Origin of the sequence: Flavobacterium rarum (SeqCode) (assembly GCF_965234445.1) — a bacterium.
Classification (GTDB): Bacteria; Bacteroidota; Bacteroidia; order Flavobacteriales; family Flavobacteriaceae; genus Flavobacterium; species Flavobacterium rarum.
This window is the reverse complement of record NZ_OZ248507.1, coordinates 130199-148164: the sequence shown is the minus strand read 5'-3', so window position 1 is coordinate 148164 and position 17966 is coordinate 130199. Positions and strand designations below refer to the sequence as shown.

17 protein-coding genes are annotated in these 17966 nt (G+C 31.6%); 12 read left to right on the top strand and 5 right to left on the bottom strand.

Features of this window, described 5'->3' with window-relative positions; translation table 11 throughout:
- Positions 1-131: 131 nt before the first annotated feature.
- Positions 132-1226, bottom strand: coding sequence for a redox-regulated ATPase YchF (gene ychF, locus AC8GF4_RS18290; protein WP_506596836.1), 1095 nt, complete (start codon positions 1224-1226; stop codon positions 132-134).
- Between the two features lie 574 nt (positions 1227-1800).
- Here ychF and AC8GF4_RS18285 point away from each other — a divergent pair.
- Positions 1801-4533, top strand: coding sequence for a TonB-dependent receptor (locus tag AC8GF4_RS18285; protein WP_506596835.1), 2733 nt, complete (start codon positions 1801-1803; stop codon positions 4531-4533).
- A 95-nt stretch (positions 4534-4628) separates the two neighbouring features.
- Complete coding sequence (locus AC8GF4_RS18280; RefSeq protein ID WP_506596833.1) at positions 4629-5375, top strand: class I SAM-dependent DNA methyltransferase; 747 nt, start codon at positions 4629-4631, stop codon at positions 5373-5375.
- Positions 5376-5454: 79 nt separating this feature from the next.
- Here AC8GF4_RS18280 and AC8GF4_RS18275 read toward each other — a convergent pair whose 3' ends face one another.
- Positions 5455-5805: a 4Fe-4S dicluster domain-containing protein gene (locus AC8GF4_RS18275; RefSeq protein WP_073207893.1), complete on the bottom strand. Its 351-nt coding sequence runs from the start codon at positions 5803-5805 to the stop codon at positions 5455-5457.
- Positions 5806-5934: 129 nt separating this feature from the next.
- Here AC8GF4_RS18275 and AC8GF4_RS18270 point away from each other — a divergent pair, with 129 nt between their 5' ends.
- A complete protein-coding gene (locus AC8GF4_RS18270; RefSeq protein ID WP_506596832.1) occupies positions 5935-6996 on the top strand; it encodes an acyl-CoA reductase in 1062 nt (353 codons plus the stop codon).
- A 269-nt stretch (positions 6997-7265) separates the two neighbouring features.
- Here the strand turns inward: AC8GF4_RS18270 and AC8GF4_RS18265 are convergent, their stop codons facing one another.
- Entirely contained in the window at positions 7266-7838 is a 573-nt protein-coding gene (locus AC8GF4_RS18265; RefSeq protein ID WP_506596830.1) for a Uma2 family endonuclease, read from the bottom strand.
- Positions 7839-8095: 257 nt separating this feature from the next.
- Between AC8GF4_RS18265 and serC the strand changes: the two genes are divergently transcribed.
- The 5 genes from serC to AC8GF4_RS18240 all read left to right on the top strand — a co-directional run bounded on the left by serC (position 8096) and on the right by AC8GF4_RS18240 (position 12399).
- A complete protein-coding gene (gene serC, locus AC8GF4_RS18260; RefSeq protein ID WP_506596828.1) occupies positions 8096-9166 on the top strand; it encodes a 3-phosphoserine/phosphohydroxythreonine transaminase in 1071 nt (356 codons plus the stop codon).
- Positions 9167-9220: 54 nt separating this feature from the next.
- Positions 9221-10186 carry a D-2-hydroxyacid dehydrogenase gene (locus AC8GF4_RS18255; RefSeq protein ID WP_506596827.1) on the top strand — a complete coding sequence of 322 codons (966 nt, stop codon included), beginning with the start codon at positions 9221-9223 and terminating at the stop codon, positions 10184-10186.
- A 106-nt stretch (positions 10187-10292) separates the two neighbouring features.
- A complete protein-coding gene (locus tag AC8GF4_RS18250; RefSeq protein ID WP_506596825.1) occupies positions 10293-10850 on the top strand; it encodes a DUF937 domain-containing protein in 558 nt (185 codons plus the stop codon).
- A gap of 405 nt (positions 10851-11255) precedes the next feature.
- Positions 11256-11687 carry a DUF6146 family protein gene (locus AC8GF4_RS18245; RefSeq protein ID WP_506596824.1) on the top strand — a complete coding sequence of 144 codons (432 nt, stop codon included), beginning with the start codon at positions 11256-11258 and terminating at the stop codon, positions 11685-11687.
- A gap of 409 nt (positions 11688-12096) precedes the next feature.
- A complete protein-coding gene (locus tag AC8GF4_RS18240) occupies positions 12097-12399 on the top strand; it encodes a DUF6787 family protein (protein WP_506596822.1) in 303 nt (100 codons plus the stop codon).
- A gap of 140 nt (positions 12400-12539) precedes the next feature.
- Here AC8GF4_RS18240 and AC8GF4_RS18235 read toward each other — a convergent pair whose 3' ends face one another.
- Both AC8GF4_RS18235 and folE read right to left on the bottom strand, forming a co-directional pair.
- Positions 12540-12839, bottom strand: a complete 300-nt coding sequence (locus tag AC8GF4_RS18235) for a hypothetical protein (RefSeq protein ID WP_506596820.1) — start codon at positions 12837-12839, stop codon at positions 12540-12542.
- 42 nt (positions 12840-12881) lie between these two features.
- Positions 12882-13553, bottom strand: a complete 672-nt coding sequence (gene folE / locus AC8GF4_RS18230; RefSeq protein ID WP_506596818.1) for a GTP cyclohydrolase I FolE — start codon at positions 13551-13553, stop codon at positions 12882-12884.
- A gap of 151 nt (positions 13554-13704) precedes the next feature.
- Between folE and AC8GF4_RS18225 the strand changes: the two genes are divergently transcribed.
- The 4 genes from AC8GF4_RS18225 (at position 13705) to AC8GF4_RS18210 (ending at position 17928) form a co-directional block, all read left to right on the top strand.
- Complete coding sequence (locus AC8GF4_RS18225) at positions 13705-14400, top strand: ABC transporter ATP-binding protein (protein WP_506596816.1); 696 nt, start codon at positions 13705-13707, stop codon at positions 14398-14400.
- An 11-nt stretch (positions 14401-14411) separates the two neighbouring features.
- A complete protein-coding gene (locus AC8GF4_RS18220; RefSeq protein ID WP_506596814.1) occupies positions 14412-15176 on the top strand; it encodes a TIGR02757 family protein in 765 nt (254 codons plus the stop codon).
- Between the two features lie 266 nt (positions 15177-15442).
- Complete coding sequence (locus AC8GF4_RS18215) at positions 15443-16504, top strand: HEAT repeat domain-containing protein (protein WP_506596812.1); 1062 nt, start codon at positions 15443-15445, stop codon at positions 16502-16504.
- Positions 16504-17928 carry a glycosyltransferase family 2 protein gene (locus AC8GF4_RS18210; RefSeq protein WP_506596810.1) on the top strand — a complete coding sequence of 475 codons (1425 nt, stop codon included), beginning with the start codon at positions 16504-16506 and terminating at the stop codon, positions 17926-17928. Before AC8GF4_RS18215 ends, AC8GF4_RS18210 begins: the two co-directional genes overlap by 1 nt.
- Positions 17929-17966 lie beyond the last annotated feature (38 nt).

The following is a 17966-nucleotide window of genomic DNA, read 5'->3' as shown; positions in this document are numbered from 1 at the left end:
ATTAAAATTCAATCTTAACTTAATTATTAATCCAAAAGAAATCTACAAAAAATCAACAATAAAAAAACCTGCAAAATGACTCTTGCAGGTTTTTTTCTAATTTCTTTATTCGTTTCTCTGTTTTCTAGAAATTATACGTTAAATCTAAAGTGCATTACATCGCCATCTTTTACGATATATTCTTTACCTTCTACTTTGAATTTTCCAGCTTCTTTACATTTAGCTTCCGATCCGTATTGAACGAAATCTTCATAAGCAATTACTTCGGCACGGATGAATCCTTTTTCGAAATCGGTATGGATAACTCCTGCTGCTTGTGGTGCAGTAGCTCCAATATTTATGGTCCAAGCACGAACTTCTTTAACTCCAGCGGTAAAATACGTTTGTTGTTTCAATAACTTGTATGCAGCGCGAATCAAAACAGATGCTCCAGGCTCGCTCAATCCCATATCTTCTAGAAAAACTTGACGCTCTTCGTAACTTTCTAATTCGGTGATATCTGCTTCAGCACCTACAGATAGTACTATTACTTCTGCATCTTCGTCTTTTACCAATTCGCGAACTTGATCTACATATTTGTTTCCATTAACTGCTGCACTTTCATCCACATTACACACATACAATACTGGTTTTGCCGTGATTAATTGAAAACTCTCTAACAAAAGTTCTTCATCATTACTCTGAGGCGGAACCGTTCTTGCTGATTTTGCTTGTAAAAGGGATTCTCTTATTCGATCTAAAAATGCTTTCTCTGTTTGTGCTTCTTTGTTTCCTGTTTTGGCTGCACGATTTACTTTTTCTAAACGTTTTTCAACATTTTCCAAATCTTTCAGTTGCAACTCAATATCAATGGTTTCTTTGTCACGAATAGGATTTACATTTCCGTCAACGTGAACAATATTATCATTATCAAAACAACGCAAAACGTGAATGATAGCATTACATTCTCTTATGTTTCCCAAAAATTGATTTCCTAATCCTTCTCCTTTACTAGCTCCTTTTACCAAACCTGCAATATCTACAATATCCACAGTAGCCATTTGTACACGTTCTGGCTTTACTAATAATTCTAATTTTTCAATTCTTGGATCTGGTACATTAACAACACCAATATTAGGTTCGATAGTACAAAAAGGAAAGTTCGCACTTTGCGCTTTTGCATTTGATAAACAATTGAACAATGTTGATTTTCCAACATTTGGTAACCCTACAATTCCTGCTTTCATGTGTAGATACTATTTATTTTTTTAAGAAACATGCAATCTTAGCGATTTCATGGTATATTTTATTTTACAAAAACCAGTTTCCTGTCATTTGTTTTCTTTATAATTCCATTTTAAAAGTTTGCAAATATAAGATATAATGAATTAACACCGCAAATATTCGTCTTTGGTTTTCATTCTTTCTTTGATTAGAAAAAAAAGAAAAGCTTAATTCATAATGACGATAAAGCTTATAATAGAGAATACAGACCAAAAAAAATGTCTTTTACCCAATGAAACATTAAAAAATGAAACATTTTATGAATCTCTGGACTTATTGTTGAATTTTAATTATCAAAAAATTCATTAACATCCCTTATTTTATCTTACGTCTATATCAAAAAAAGAAATCTATAAAAATAAATCCTTTTAATTATCAATACCCTTTTCAACTATGATCATATCTAATTCAAATTATCATAACTCTAAATAATTATAGTTTTTAAGATAAATTTTAACACATCTCTTTTTTTTTGTTAATATTTTGTTATATTTGACCTATTACTAATTAACCAATAACTAAATTAATTGAACGATTATGAAAAAAATCACATTATTATTCTTTTTGCTAAATGCCACCTTTATGTTGGCACAAAGAGAAATTTCCGGAGTTGTAAAAGACAAAACAGGCACTCCGCTACCAGGAGTTAATGTACAGGAAAAAGGAACAAGAAATGGAATATCAACCGACTCGAACGGGAGTTACAAATTAAGTGTAAATGAAGGAGCAACAATAATCTATAGTTATATAGGATTTACTACTGTAACCAAACTTGCAAATACTAATGTAATTGACATTAGTTTGGAAGAAGAAAACGGAGGTCAAAAACTAGATGAAGTTGTAGTTACAGGAAGTAGAACAGCCGCAAGAAGTAACACTACCTCTGCTTTACCTATTGATATTTTATCGGCAAGAGATATAGCAGCAACTGGGCAAGCAACATTTGATAAGGCATTGCAATATAAAATCCCTTCATTCAATACGGTACAGACACCCGTAAATGATGCAACATCATTATTAGATCCGTATGAAATTAGAAATATGGGGCCTAGTAGAACTTTGATCTTAATTAACGGTAAACGTAAAAATTTAAGTTCATTATTGTATGTTCAAACCTCTCCAGGACGTGGAGAAACGGGTGCTGACATATCAGCTATTCCAGCAGATGCCATAGAAAGAGTAGAGATTTTAAGAGACGGTGCTTCTGCGCAATACGGATCGGATGCCATTGCGGGAGTAATGAATATCATCTTAAAAAAGAACCGTACTGACAGCTCTGTCACTTTAAGAACGGGTACTACTACAGAAGGCGATGGTGAAATGTTAGGCATCACATTAAACAGTGGGAATACTGTGGGGACAGATGGATTTTTGAATTATACAATCGATTTTTCTAAAGTTAACCTAGCTAATAGACCTGGTACTGTTGATGCAGAGGGAGAAGCTGGTGACTTTGGCGCATCACTTACAGACGTTCAAGAATTTCTATCTAGACGTCCTGATGCTGGAAACATCAATGGTTCTCCTGAAACTGCTGCAGCTAAATTTTCAATAAACGGAGGAAATGACATAAACGATAATTCCCAAATTTATTACAATGCTGCTTATGTCTACAAAAAAGTGAGTTCTTATGCAAATTACAGAACACCTTATTGGAGAACTTTAGACCCTACAAATCCTTACTTAAATGATTTCTTCGGAAATGGCGATGATGCAAATCCTTCTTATGATGGTTATGTACCAACATTTGTTGGAGATTTAAATGATTACAATGCAACATTAGGTTTCAAAACCACTAAAAATGGATGGAATACCGATGCAAGTATAACAACAGGAGGAAACAGTCAGTCTTACACTGTAGAAAATTCTCAAAACAGATCAAACATAGCTACAATTTCTATTGACCCTGCAACTGGGCTTCCAGTATCTACAAACACCTATAAAGAAAACAGCCCTATTAACTTCAAACCAGGAGGAACAACATTCAATCATCTTGTTGGGAATATTGACATTTCTAAAATATTATCAGACCACATTAGTATTGCTTTCGGAACTGAATTTAGAACTGAAACATTTGGAGTTCAAGCTGGAGATCAAGCATCATGGGATGGTGTTGGCGCAGATTCATTTGCAGGAAATCGTCCTGAAAACTCTGGAAATTGGAATCGTTACAACTTAGGAGCTTATTTTGACTTAGCTTATGATGTTACCAAAGATTTCTTAATTAACGGAACCATTCGTTACGAAGACTATAGTGATTTTGGAAGCGCAACCGTATGGAAACTAAGCACTAGATATAAATTCCTAGAAGATAAAGTAACTTTAAGAGGGTCGATATCTACTGGATTTAGAGCACCTACCTTACACCAAATCTACACCCAAAAATCGCAATACTCTTTTGTTGCTGGACAAGGAATACAACTTAGCGGTATCATTAGTAACGTTTCTCCACAAGCGCGTCAATTAGGAGTTCCTCAATTGGACGCAGAAAAATCAACAAATATTACAGTTGGAGTAGGTTCTAAACCTTTTAAAAACTTTAATTTCACTCTTGATTACTACAACATCAAAGTTGAAGATAGAATTGTTTTAGGAGATAGACAAGACACACAATTTGGAAATGTTGCCTGGTTTTCAAATTCATTTGATTCAAGAACATCTGGACTGGATGTAGTAATGAATTATAACAATTTAGTACTTGGATCTGGAAAATTAGGATTTAATTTAGCCGGTAACATAACTTTCGAAAATGAAAGAATATCTCCAGTTACCAATAACAGTTTTGGCCAAACACTAGAATCATTAATGTTTACTTCAAGACCTGATCAAAAATGGATTTTAGGCATTAATTATGAAATAGGAAAATTTGGATTCAACCTTAACAATACTTATTTTGGAAAAGCCACATTTAATCAAGATGGCTTAGCTACAAATGATCCAAATGCACCTGTTGGTTCTGTAGATTATTTGAAAGCTAACTTAAAAACTGAGTTTATACCTAAAATTGTTACTGATTTAGGAGTTACTTTCTCAGCAACAGACAAATTAACTTTGGCATTGAATGTAAACAATATCTTTAATGTATTGCCAGAATGGGAATTCAAAGCTGAAAATGCTAATGGGGCTGCTCTTTTAGCTGATCCTGCGCAAGTAAAAATACAATCTAATTTAATCACTTTCAACCAACGTTATTCTCAGATGACTTATGATGGATATCACTTCAGTCAATTGGGAACTATGTTGAATTTATCATTAAACTACAAATTCTAATTTAAAATTTGATTCAATAGTAAAGAGCTATCTTCGGGTAGCTCTTTTTTTATTGCTTTTTTTTCTATAAATTTATACACATCAATTCAACTGTTATGGCAAATTTATATACCGGAAATATGGCAGCAATATTTGATGCTATGTACCAAACCTTTATCGATTATGATGAAGAATATGAGTTCTACAATACCTTAATTCAAGATGAAAACTGCAGTTCAATTCTAGAAATTGGTAGTGGTACTGGAAATCTAGCCAAACGTTTCTACGAAAACAATTCAGATTACATAGGACTCGATTTTAGCCAAAGTATGATTACAATTGCGCAAGAAAGAAATAAAAACTGTGTTTTTATAAATGGAGATATGCGAAAATTTAAACTCGAAAATCCAGTTGATTCCATTATTATTACTGGGCGTTCTACTAGTTACTTGATTAACAATGAAGATATCAACAATACTTTTGATTCTATCCATTCAAACTTAAATCCAAACGGTATTCTAATTTTTGATTTCATAGATGCCAATCGCTTTATTCCTTTTATTAAAAAAAATGAAATAATAAATCATGAAGCTTCCTACGAAGGAATAAATTATATTCGTGAAAGCCACTGGGAAATAACACCAATGGAAAATTTCTTATTGGAATGGAGTGCGCAGTATTATAAAATTACAAATAGTGAAAAAGAAATCTTACTGAATGATTTCTCTACTGTTCGTGTATTTACATTAAACGAAATTGAACTTTTTTTATATTTAAATAATTTCGAAATCATTAAGACCATTGACCGAAAAACCTATGCTTATGATACTTATGTGATTATGGCTCGAAAAATAAGTTCGTAAAAAAAATCCTAAGCTTTAAACTTAGGATTTTTATTTAAATATAGTAATACTTTCAATACAGCCACTTTATACAAAAAAATTATTCGTTGTGTAAAAATGCTTGTCTGTTTAATAAAGTTTCTTCAGACTCAACGTGATTATCATCTGGAATACAACAATCAACAGGACAAACAGCAGCACATTGTGGTTCGTCATGAAATCCTTTACACTCGGTACATTTTCCTGGAACAATATAATATACTTCGTCAGAAATTGGCGTTTGAGCTTCATCTGAATCTACTTCTGTTCCGTCTGGCAAAATAACTTTACCCTTTAGTTTTGTACCATCTTTGTATCTCCAATCGTCTGCTCCTTCATAAATTGCAGTATTTGGACATTCTGGTTCACATGCCCCACAATTGATACATTCATCAGTTATTATAATTGCCATCGTTTTAGATTAGAAGTTAGAAGTTAAAAATCAGAAGTAAGTTTTTCAATAAATTCACTTTTGACTTATAACTAATTAAAGCTTATTTTTGTGCAAAATTACAATCAAAACTTTTCATAAACAAACATTATGACATTAGATACAAAAAAAAACACATTTGTTAAATTAGGCAAATTTTTAGCGCAATTCAAAGATGGCAATTGCACGAAGAATGATAATGTATTTGGCAATGATTTGTTTTTTGAAAAATTCATCGATTTAATACAACTTTCCCAATCTCATAATGGTTGGTATACTCCTCAGCAAGTTTATTTTTCGATACAATCTTGGGCAGATGCATTAACAGAGGCTAATTTAGAAAAATGGCTTTCTAACTACGATTTAATTGATGTAAAACCGAAAAATGTGGCGCTGATACTAGCAGGAAACATCCCTTTGGTTGGATTCCATGATTTTTTGTCTGTCTTGATTACAGGACACAATGTATTAGTAAAAACGTCTTCGAACGACCAGCATTTATTGCCTTTCCTGGCTAATTATCTAATTGCTTTTGAAGTAGATTTTAAAAATAAAATTACTTTTGTAGAAGGAAAACTAGAGAATTTTGATGCCGTAATTGCAACTGGAAGCAACAATACTGCACGTTATTTTGAATATTATTTCAAAGACAAACCTTCTATCATTCGAAAAAACAGAAACTCCATTGCCATTTTGAATGGAGAAGAAACCAAAGAACAGTTAACTGCACTTGGAGAAGATATTTTTAGGTATTTTGGATTAGGATGTCGCAATGTCTCCAAACTTTTTGTACCAAAAAATTATTCTTTTGTTTCGTTTTTTGAAGCAATTTTCGAATACCAAGATGTGATTCATTACGAGAAATATGCTAATAATTATGATTATAACAAAGCTGTTTTCTTAATGAGTAACTTCAAATTGTTAGATAATGGATTCCTAACTTTAAAAGAAGACGCCAGTTATGGATCTCCAATTACAAGTACATTTTACGAATATTATGAAAGTATAGACCAACTACAAGAACGATTGGAGAAAGAAAGTGAACAAATTCAGTGCATAGTAAGCAACAATTTAGTGAAAGAAAGTATTGCTTTTGGAACTACGCAAAAACCAAATCTATGGGATTACGCGGACAACATTGATACTGTATTGTTTTTGAAAAACTTGGATTAATTCGTATAATTCTATAAATAACAACATTTTTTCAAACTATTTTTAAACCATATAAGTCATATAAGTTTTTAATTTGATTAAAATCGAGTAAAACCAAAAGTTCATTTAAGCAAAGATTTAAAGTCTTACAAAGAACAGTTTTTAATTATATCCCCTTTTAACTATTGACTTTGACTACCGCTCCGAAAAATGGTGATCGGGACAAACTTTAACTTATTTGACTTATTATGGTTTGGAATTAAAAGCTGTTTATTTTAGAATACAACCGATTAATCAAACTTTACGTTTTCGTAAAGATTAACCAAAGAAAGTTCAACAGCGATAGACTTTATAAAAAAAGAATCTTCGATAGATTTGTATTCTACTAGCAACCAGCTGCCATCATCGTTTTTGGAGTGTTTTATCACTTTTACGGCTTGACTATCAATCAAAATATATTCTTTTAGAGAGTCAATTTCTCGGTACAAATTAAACTTTTCTCCTTGATCATAATTTCGGGTTGAAGCTGATAAAATCTCAATAATTACCGTAGGGTTTGTGGCCGTATCTTTTTCGGAATCTAAAGTTTCTGGTTCAGTACAAAAAACACTAATATCGGGATAAGTATAGAGTGTGTTTTTTGGGATATTCACTCTAAAATCACTACCATAAGGACGGCAAGGTTTTCCTTTTAGTTTCGATTTTAATTCATAAATACAATTAACAGCTATTTCGTTATGCTGTATAGAAGCACCACTCATAGCAAATATTTCTCCATGAAAATACTCATGCTTTACGGTTGCCAATCGTTCTGCAGCCAGATATTCTTTCTCTGTGATATATTTTATTTTTGAAGGTCCCATAAAACTTTATTATTTATTCAAATATATCTATTCAACAAAAACAAATATAGCATTTTTTATATAAATTTGCACTCAAACTATATCGATTTTGTCAATAAGACAAGCCAAAAAAACTTCATTATTGCGAATAATTTAACGCTTTTCTGAATCCTATTTCCGAAATTTGCATTTAAAAGTTTTAACCTAAAATTAGCTTATAAAACGGCTATAATTAAAAAATAATGTTCCATTTTTATATTAAAAATAATAACTACACCATGAAAAAACATAACTACAGCGCAGGACCATGTATCTTACCACAAGAAGTTTTCGAAAAATCAGCTCAAGCCATTTTAAATTTTAATGATTCTGGATTGTCCCTTTTAGAAATTTCACATCGTAGTAAAGATTTTGTTGCTGTTATGGAAGAAGCAAGAGCATTGGTACTAGAACTTTTGGACTTAAAAGGAAAAGGATATCAAGCTATCTTTCTTGGCGGTGGTGCAAGTTTAGAATTTTTAATGGTTCCCTATAATTTAATGAAAGAAAACGGTAAAGCTGCCTATTTGGATACCGGAACCTGGGCTTCGGCTGCAATCAAAGAAGCTCAAATTTTTGGCACAACAACAATTGTAGCTTCATCCAAAGAACAAAATTACAATCATATCCCAAAAGGATATACAATACCAACGGATGCCGACTATTTTCACTGTACCAGTAACAATACCATTTTTGGAACACAGATGAAAGAATTTCCAGAAACAGACATTCCGCTTGTTTGCGACATGAGCTCGGATATTTTTTCAAGAAAAATAGACTTTTCAAAATTTGATATTATTTATGCTGGAGCTCAAAAAAATATGGGGCCTGCAGGTGCTACTTTGGTAGTCATCAAAGATGAGGTACTAAGTAAAACAGGACGTACTATACCAAGTATGTTGGATTATGCCAAACATATCAAAGCCGAAAGTATGTACAATACGCCACCGGTATTCTCCGTTTATGCTTCATTATTAACACTGCAATGGTTAAAAAACCTTGGAGGAATTGCCGCTATCGAAAAAATCAACGACGCAAAAGCAGCTTTACTTTATAATGAAATAGATAGGAACCCATTATTCAAAGGAACAGCAGCTGTTGAAGATCGATCAAATATGAATGCTACTTTTTTATTGAAAGACGAATCTCATGCTGCTAAATTTGATGAAATGTGGAAAGCAGCAGGAATTTCTGGATTACCTGGACATCGATCAGTTGGTGGTTACAGAGCCTCTATGTATAATGCACTTCCTCTCGAAAGTGTTCAAGTGCTTGTTGATGTAATGAAAGAACTTGAAAAAAGCATTTAGTAGTCAAGATTTTAGATTGCGGATTTAGATTAAAGATATATATAAAACAAATAAATGAAAATATTAGCAAACGACGGGATTTCACAAAGTGGCATTAAAGCTTTAGAAAATTCTGGTTTTGAAGTTATTACAACAAAAGTAGCCCAAGAGCAAGTGGCTAATTTTATAAACAAAAATGACATAAGTGTACTACTAGTTCGTAGTGCTACAAAGGTTCATAAAGAAATAATTGATGCTTGTCCAAGTATAAAGATTATTGGACGGGGTGGCGTTGGAATGGACAATATTGATGTTGACTATGCCAAGAGCAAAGGAATACACATTATAAACACACCAGCATCATCATCTGAATCTGTGGCAGAACTGGTGATAGCTCATTTATTCACAGGAGTGCGCTTCTTGCATGATTCCAACAGAAATATGCCTCTTGAGGGTGACACTAATTTTGAGGGATTAAAAAAAGCATACGCTAATGGTATCGAATTAAAAGGAAAAACTCTTGGAATAATTGGAATGGGACGCATTGGTAAAGCTACTGCAAAAATTGCCATTGGACTTGGCATGAACGTAATATACAGCGACACTCATATTCCTAAAAAAGACATAAAAATCTCGTTTTTTGATGGACAATCAATTACAATATCCCTTGTTTCAGAAAACTTAGAGGATTTATTTTCAAAAGCAGATTTCATCACCTTACATGTGCCTGCACAAGATGATTACGTAATTGGAGAAAGAGAATTAGAAATGATGAAAGATGGAGTCGGAATTGTAAATTGCGCAAGAGGTGGAGCTATTGATGAAGTAGCACTTGTAAAAGCATTGGACTCCGGTAAAGTTTTGTTTGCTGGCTTAGATGTTTATGAAAATGAACCAAATCCAGAAATTACCATTTTAATGAATCCAAAGATCTCCTTGACTCCACATATTGGTGCGGCAACCGAAGAAGCTCAAGATCGAATAGGAACAGAGCTTGCACATCAAATCATTAATTTTTTCAACAAAACATTAGTTCACTAGCCTAATCTATTGGTTTTGATAAGAATAGTGGTAATTTATTAACTTTGTTTAATAAATTACCACTATTTTTTGTTTAAATTTGATTTGAATTTTAACCGTAAAAACTATGTTTGAGCAATTAACACAACTAGTACAGCAATTTGGACAAGAAGCAGTTGTAAAAAACAATGCGATTCCAAATGAGCATAACGAGGCAGTGATGAATGAAGCTGGGTCTTCCATTTTTTCAAGTCTTCAAAAAATGGCTTCCGAAGGAGGTATTGAACAATTGGCAGGATTACTACAAGGAACTAATGCACAAAATCCTTCAAACCCGGCAGTTCAGCAAATTACACAGCAGCTTACGGGCAGTTTGGGCGAAAAATTTGGATTAAATAGTAGCGCAGCCTCAGGTGTTGCAAGCAGTTTGATTCCTCAAATTCTAGGTGGATTGGTAAACAAAGCAAACGACCCAAAAGATAGTTTTCAAATTACTGATTTAATTGGAGCTATTTCAGGTGGAGGTGCTCAAACTTCTGGAATTATGGATGCTATTTCAAAATACGGAACTCAATTTGGATTGGACCAAAACGCAGATGGAAAATTGGATATTAGTGATGCAATTGCGGTTTCCAAAAGTAGCGGAGGCATAGGAGGTCTTTTTGGAAAACTTTTCGGAAAATAAATATGAAATACAATGCTTAAAAGCCAAGGGCAAAATCATTAAAAAAAATTGACCTGAATTTCAAGAATTTTTACTAATTTTTGTTTCCCTAAAAGATAAAATTTCACTAATTTTTTATGCTTTTGGCAGATTCGTGAAATAATATGATATCCGAATTCGAGCTAATTCGCGTACAAAATATTAAAATTTTTTCAATGCGTTTGCCATGCTTAAAAGCCATTTAACTTAAATAAATGGCTTTTTTATTTTATAAACAAACTAAAAATCTAAGACGTTTAAAAACAATTTATTAAAAAAATAAATTCTTAAATTTGATAAGCTATTTTGTATGGGTTATTTATGATTCAATATTGAACTTATCATTTGGCTTGTTAATTAAAATTACAACCCTTAACTTCTATTATTATGAAAAATATAATTTTTCTATTGACCTTACTTTTGACAATAATAGGTTGTACGACATCAAAATCTAATGTTGTAATAAAAAACACGTCAAAAAATGGAGGTAATGACACAATAAAGATAGCAAACGAAGAACTGGAATACGAAGTAATCATTATAGAGCCCGGATTTGATACTTGGCTTCAATCAACTGCTCACCCTAGAAAATTTTATTCGCAAAGCTATTTAGAAAACAAAAACAACTTTTATATTCTCGAATGGAATAACCGTGTTAGACAGCCACAAATCTATGCTCCTAATTTGTATGAAATGACAATAGATTATTCTCCAAATATTGATTATGGTTATGAAGTAAACTATTTAATTTATAATTATATGGTATATTTTCAAAATAAATACAAACAGAATCTTTATGGATATGTCCCTCTTCGATAGCAACTTAAAAGATTTAAATAACATTCCGAAAATTGCAACAAATTTATGTTTTCAACATTGATTAAACTAAATCGGACCTTTATTATATACATCAATAAAGAAATCATACTAAATTAAAAAGAGATCTTTTATTAACTACTTATTGAAAGCATTTAACCAACAAAAAATGAACTTTAACACTTGAAAATCAAAAGCAAAAAAAAAACTAAGCATGTCAGCTCAAAATAGTCGAATGCACTCCAATTATACAATTCGTAAAAATTTACTAAAAAAATTTTGTATCTTTTTCATACAAGAAAAACACTAAATTATGACAATCTTAGTGCCATAGTTTCATAGTACCTTTAGAACTTAAAACACACTATTTTCGGAAAAACCAACTATATTTGCAAAAAGGAATAAACTAAAAATGAAAGGATTAAAACAACGTTGGGGATTGACATCCAATTGGCAATTGGCTCTTATATTTGTTGTTTTTGCCATTACTGGTTCAAGTTCTGCTTATTTATCCAAGCCTTTTTGTGAATGGTTTGGAATAGGAAAAGAACAATTAGGTCATTGGTACACCCCTATCCGATTACTTTTAATTTTTCCGATATATCAAATTTTGTTGGTAGCGATAGGTTTTTTGTTTGGTCAATTCAAATTCTTCTGGGCTTTCGAAAAAAAAATGCTCAAAAGTATGGGTTTGGGTTTTCTGTTTAAAGTGTAGTTTTTGGTTATGAGTTATGGGTTATAAGTTATGTGTTTAAATCAATAAATTTTTTACCTCTTACTTTTCCCCTACTTCTAACCTCTAACCTCTAACTTCTAACCTCTAACTTCTAACCTCTAACTTCTAACTTCTAACCTCTAACTTCGCGTTTTCTTTATCCAATACGTATAAATCCATGTAATAGTAAAAGAGGGAACAACGTCAGTAAACGGAATAATTTCTTCAACAAAAGTTAAAACACCAGCGACCTTTCCTACTCGTCCTTCATACATTTTAGTCATTAAAAAACCGGCAAGTGGCGCCCATACAATATCACCAAATTCACCAATATACGGAATAGTAAAAGACAGCATACCGATAGCATCGAAAAGAATTCCTAAAACTAATTTTTTGTTTTTGCTGGATACATTTTCTACAACTTCAACTTTATTTTCCATTTTATAATAATTAGACTGGTATAAATATACGAATCTAACCGTTTATTTTTCAGAATTTATCAAATTGAAAAAATCATTTCTGTTTTCTTTTTCGTCAAAAATTCCTCCATATTGAATTGTAGAAGTAAAACTAGATTCATCTTTAATTCCTCTGCTAGAAACACACAAATGTTTAGCTTCCATAACTACAATAACATTATCAGTTTCCAAGACAGTTTTTAGTTCATTAAAAATTTGCATAATCAAACGCTCCTGTACCTGAGGACGTCTGGAATAGTAATCCACAATGCGATTTAATTTAGACAAACCTATAACTTTTCCACTAGAAACATAACCAATATGTGCTTTACCAACTATTGGTAAAAAATGATGCTCACAAGTCGAATTAAAACTAATATTGGCTTCGACTAGCATTTTATCATAATTGTAACTGTTGTCAAAAACCGAAATTTTTGGTTTGTTTTTGGGATCCAAACCTGAAAAAATTTCTTGAATAAACATTTTTGCAACACGATGAGGTGTTCCCCTTAAACTATCATCTGTCATATCCAATCCCATTTCTTCCATTATAATATGAAAATGTTTTTCTATTGCTTCCATCTTTTGTTCATCAGATTTGACAAAAGCATCTTCTCTCAACGGTGTATCAGCAGAAGTCATTTGGTGATTATCGCCAATCAAATCGTAAATATCTTTTTCTAATAGTAATGACATAATATAAAGTTTTAATTTTGTTTAACAAATTTACAAAAAAACTAAACAAAAAACAAAGCTTAACATTAATTTATAATTTATAAAGCCATAAAAAAATTCTATGATAAGTTTAATTAGCAAATACTTTGTTTCTTTGTAAAAACAGTTTTAAATGATACACGCAAAAAACATACATAAATATTACGATCAACTTGAAGTATTAAAAGGAGTCGATTTACATATCAAAAAAGGCGAAATTGTATCAATAGTTGGAGCTTCTGGAGCAGGAAAAACTACACTTTTACAAATTTTGGGTACATTAGACAAACCTAGCGCACCCCTAGTCTCTAAAGGGGGATTAGTAACCAATAAAAACGAAGCTTCTTTGACCATAAATGGGGAAGATATTCTAAAAATGAACGACAAATTGTTGTCCAAATTTAGAAACTTAAATTTAGGATTTATTTTTCAATTTCATCAATTACTGCCTGAATTTACCGCATTAGAAAATGTTTGTATTCCTGCTTTTATAGCCAATAAATCCAAAATAGAAACTGAAAAAGAAGCTATAAAACTTTTGAATTATTTGGGATTATCTCATAGAATACATCATAAACCCAATGAACTTTCTGGTGGAGAACAACAACGCGTGGCAGTTGCTAGAGCCTTGATCAACAAACCCGATGTGATATTTGCCGATGAACCTTCGGGAAATTTAGACACCCATTCTGCTGAAAATTTACATCAATTATTTTTTCAATTACGAGATGAATTTGGACAAACTTTTGTAATTGTAACCCATAATGAGGAATTGGCTAATATGGCGGATCGAAAATTAGTTATGATAGATGGGCAAATTAGCAATTAGACTATAATCAAATGAATTCTTTAGAACTCAAATCATTCCTAGACGAGAAAGTAGCTTTATACAATAACACCGATTTTATCGAAAGTGATCCTGTACAAATTCCACATCTGTTTACTCATAAAGAAGATATTGAAATTGCAGGATTCCTGAGTGCTACCATTTCTTGGGGAAACCGAAAAATGATCATCAAGAATGCACACAAAATGATGGATTTGATGGGCAATTCACCTTATGATTTTGTAATGTCTCACCAAGAAACTGACTTGGAGCGATTGGATACTTTTGTACATCGTACTTTCAACGGACAGGATTTTATGGGTTTCATAAAAGGAATACAGCATATTTATCTAAATCACAGAGGATTGGAAAGCGTTTTTAGCCAAAATATAAAAGACGATAATTTGCAATACAGCATTCATCAATTCAAACAGCATTTCTTTGAAACAGCTCATCTTAATCGAACTCAAAAACACATTTCGGACCCAATGAAAGGATCTGCGGCCAAGAGGATTCACATGTACTTGAGATGGATGTGTCGCCAAGACAACAAAGGCGTTGATTTGGGTATTTGGAAATCGATTCCAACCTCACTTCTGTCCTGCCCGTTGGATGTTCATTCTGGAAATGTAGCCCGAAAATTAGGTTTATTAACTCGAAAACAAAACGACGGTAAAGCGTTATCTGAATTGGATACGGTACTTAGAAAATTAGATCCAATAGATCCTGTAAAATATGATTTTGCTTTATTTGGATTAGGAGTTTTTGAAGGATTTTAAAATTAAGAAAAAGTAAAATTTCTAAAGCAAAACATTTTAAAGCAGTCAAAATAGATACTAGATCTAAATTTCAATATCTATTTCTTCCTTTTTTCAATCCCAAATCACTTTATTTTGCATCTAAAACATTCATATTTAGTTTGTTTTCGCATAAAAATACAGAATAATCACTATTTTTTTATATCTTTATTTTTTAATAAATTGCTTATAAACCCAATAAAAAGCACTAGAAGAATTCACAACACAATTAAATTCGACGTCAATTAATGGATGTATTTATATACAACTTTGCCTTAATTATGCTACCCGTATTAATTTGTGGGTTTCTTTTGTTAATTGTCATTTTAATCACCAATAAATTTAGATATGATTTGTTCAACCCCAAGCTGGAAGCAGCCAAAGGTAAAATAGACAATTTCTTGACCCATATGATTTTTACAGAATTTGACGAAGCCATTTTTATAAAAGAAATTGCAACATTTAAAGAAACTATCCCTTTTGAGAAAAGATGGTGTAAAAAGTTAATTCTAAATGAAATTATTTTTTTAAAATTAAATTTAAAAGGAGACGTTACAAACACTTTTCATTTTTTATACGATCATTTTGATCTTTTTGAATACACTCAAAAACTTTTAAAGAGTCGAAGATTTTATTTAAAGTGTCTGGGAATGTACCAATTAGAATCATTAGAGTACAAAAATGGAATATCCTACATCACCCCTTTATTAAACCACAAAAACAGAAGTGTAAAATCAAGTGCTTTTTTGAGCTTAATTTCATTGGAACCCGATAAATTAGAAACTTTAATTAATTTTTCGCATCAAATAACTATAGCCGAAGAGATTAATATAATGGATATTTTGCACCAGAAAAAAACAAAAATGCCAACCAATTTAAGCCAATGGATCACTTCAAAAAATGAATCTATTATAAAACTAGGCATTAAATTAACGATGTTTTACAATTATACCAATGACAATGAAATCATTATTAAATTAATAAAACATCCAAATCAAAGTATTCGTTTTGAAGCAATTTCAGCAGTTAAATTTTTGTTTATTTCAGAAGCAGAACCTGTTTTGATTGAACAATTTCAATATGAAAATACTCCAAACAAACTAGAAATATTTAATACACTTTCTAGCATCGGAATGGTGGATTCTGAAAACTTTATTGCACAATTATTAGAAAACAAAACAGATGAGAACATTAAACTAGATGCTGTTTATTGTCTCTACAGTATAAACTCGAACTATTTTGAGGATCACTTTTTGGACAATGATGATGTACAAAAAATGGTCAAGCATGTTAAAACTCCATTTTTATAATGTTAAATGAAATCTTACATAGCTACACTTCTTTTATAGGCATTTTTTCAATGACCTATATTTTATTTTATTGTGTTTTGGCACTATTGTCTTATCTCGCCATAAAAAAACATTTAAACACAAAATATTACATTCCAAATAATGTTATTTTAAAATCCAATTATTTACCAGGAGTTTCAGTGGTTGCACCCGCATTTAATGAAGGCCCCAATGTAGTTTATAATGTAAAGTCTTTGCTATCCTTATCGTATCCAAAATTTGAAGTAGTTTTGGTAAATGATGGAAGCACTGATGACACTTTACAGAAACTGATACAAGAATTTGAATTGGTAAAAGTTGACTTTTATTATCAAGAAAAAATAGTTACAAAGCCAGTACGAGGTCATTATAAATCTACAAATCCGCTTTATTCCAAATTACTAGTGGTAGATAAAGAAAATGGAAAAAGCAAAGCAGATGCCTCAAACGCAGGAATAAATTCTACCAAATATCCCTTGTTTTTATGTACAGATGTGGATTGTATTTTAAAGAATGATACCATTATAAAATTGGCCAAACCATTTATTGAAAGTAAGAAAAGAGTAATTGCTTCGGGTGCGGGAATCCGAATATCCAATTCTTGCGAGGTAAAAGATGGATTTCTAGTAAAAATACACTTCCCAAAAGGATGGTATCCTAGATTTCAAGAGTTAGAGTACGTTCGAGCCTTTTTGTTTGGCAGAATGGCTTGGAGTCAAATCAACGGCTTATTGTTGGTTTCTGGAGGATTGGGAATGTTTGACAAAGAAATTGTAATTGCAGCTGGAGGATATTGGCATAAATCGTTAGGAGAAGATATGGAACTCATTACCCGAATGAGAAAGTATATGTATGATAACAAACTCCCCTTTTCTATTCAATACATTCCAGAATCACTATGTTGGACAGAAGTTCCCGCTACTAGAGAAGTATTAATTAGACAACGTGTGCGTTGGGCAAGAGGTTTAATTCAAACTTTATACTTGCACAAAAAGATTTTTTTTAACCCAAAATATTCAAAAACAGGGTTTCTTATATTTCCCTATTTCTTTCTTTTTGAATTCATGATTCCAATTTTAGAATTCATCGGAATTATTGTTTTGATAATTGTGTTTTGCACTCTAGATGTTAATTATACAAATTTTATATATCTATCATTGATGGTGTATCTATTTTATCTTATAATAACTTTCATCTCTATTTTTCTTGATGATTTAATTTATAAAAATTATGCCAATACTAAAGAAATCATAGCATTGATTGCAATGGCAATTATAGAACCCTTTTGTTACCATCCCGTAAATGTATACGCTTCATTGAAAGGATATTATCATTTTTTTAGAAAAAAAGAACAAAGCTGGGGAAATATGCAAAGACAAGGATTTAATACAGTACCGAAATCATGAATTAGAAGTTTGGGATTAAAATTATAAAATAATTATTA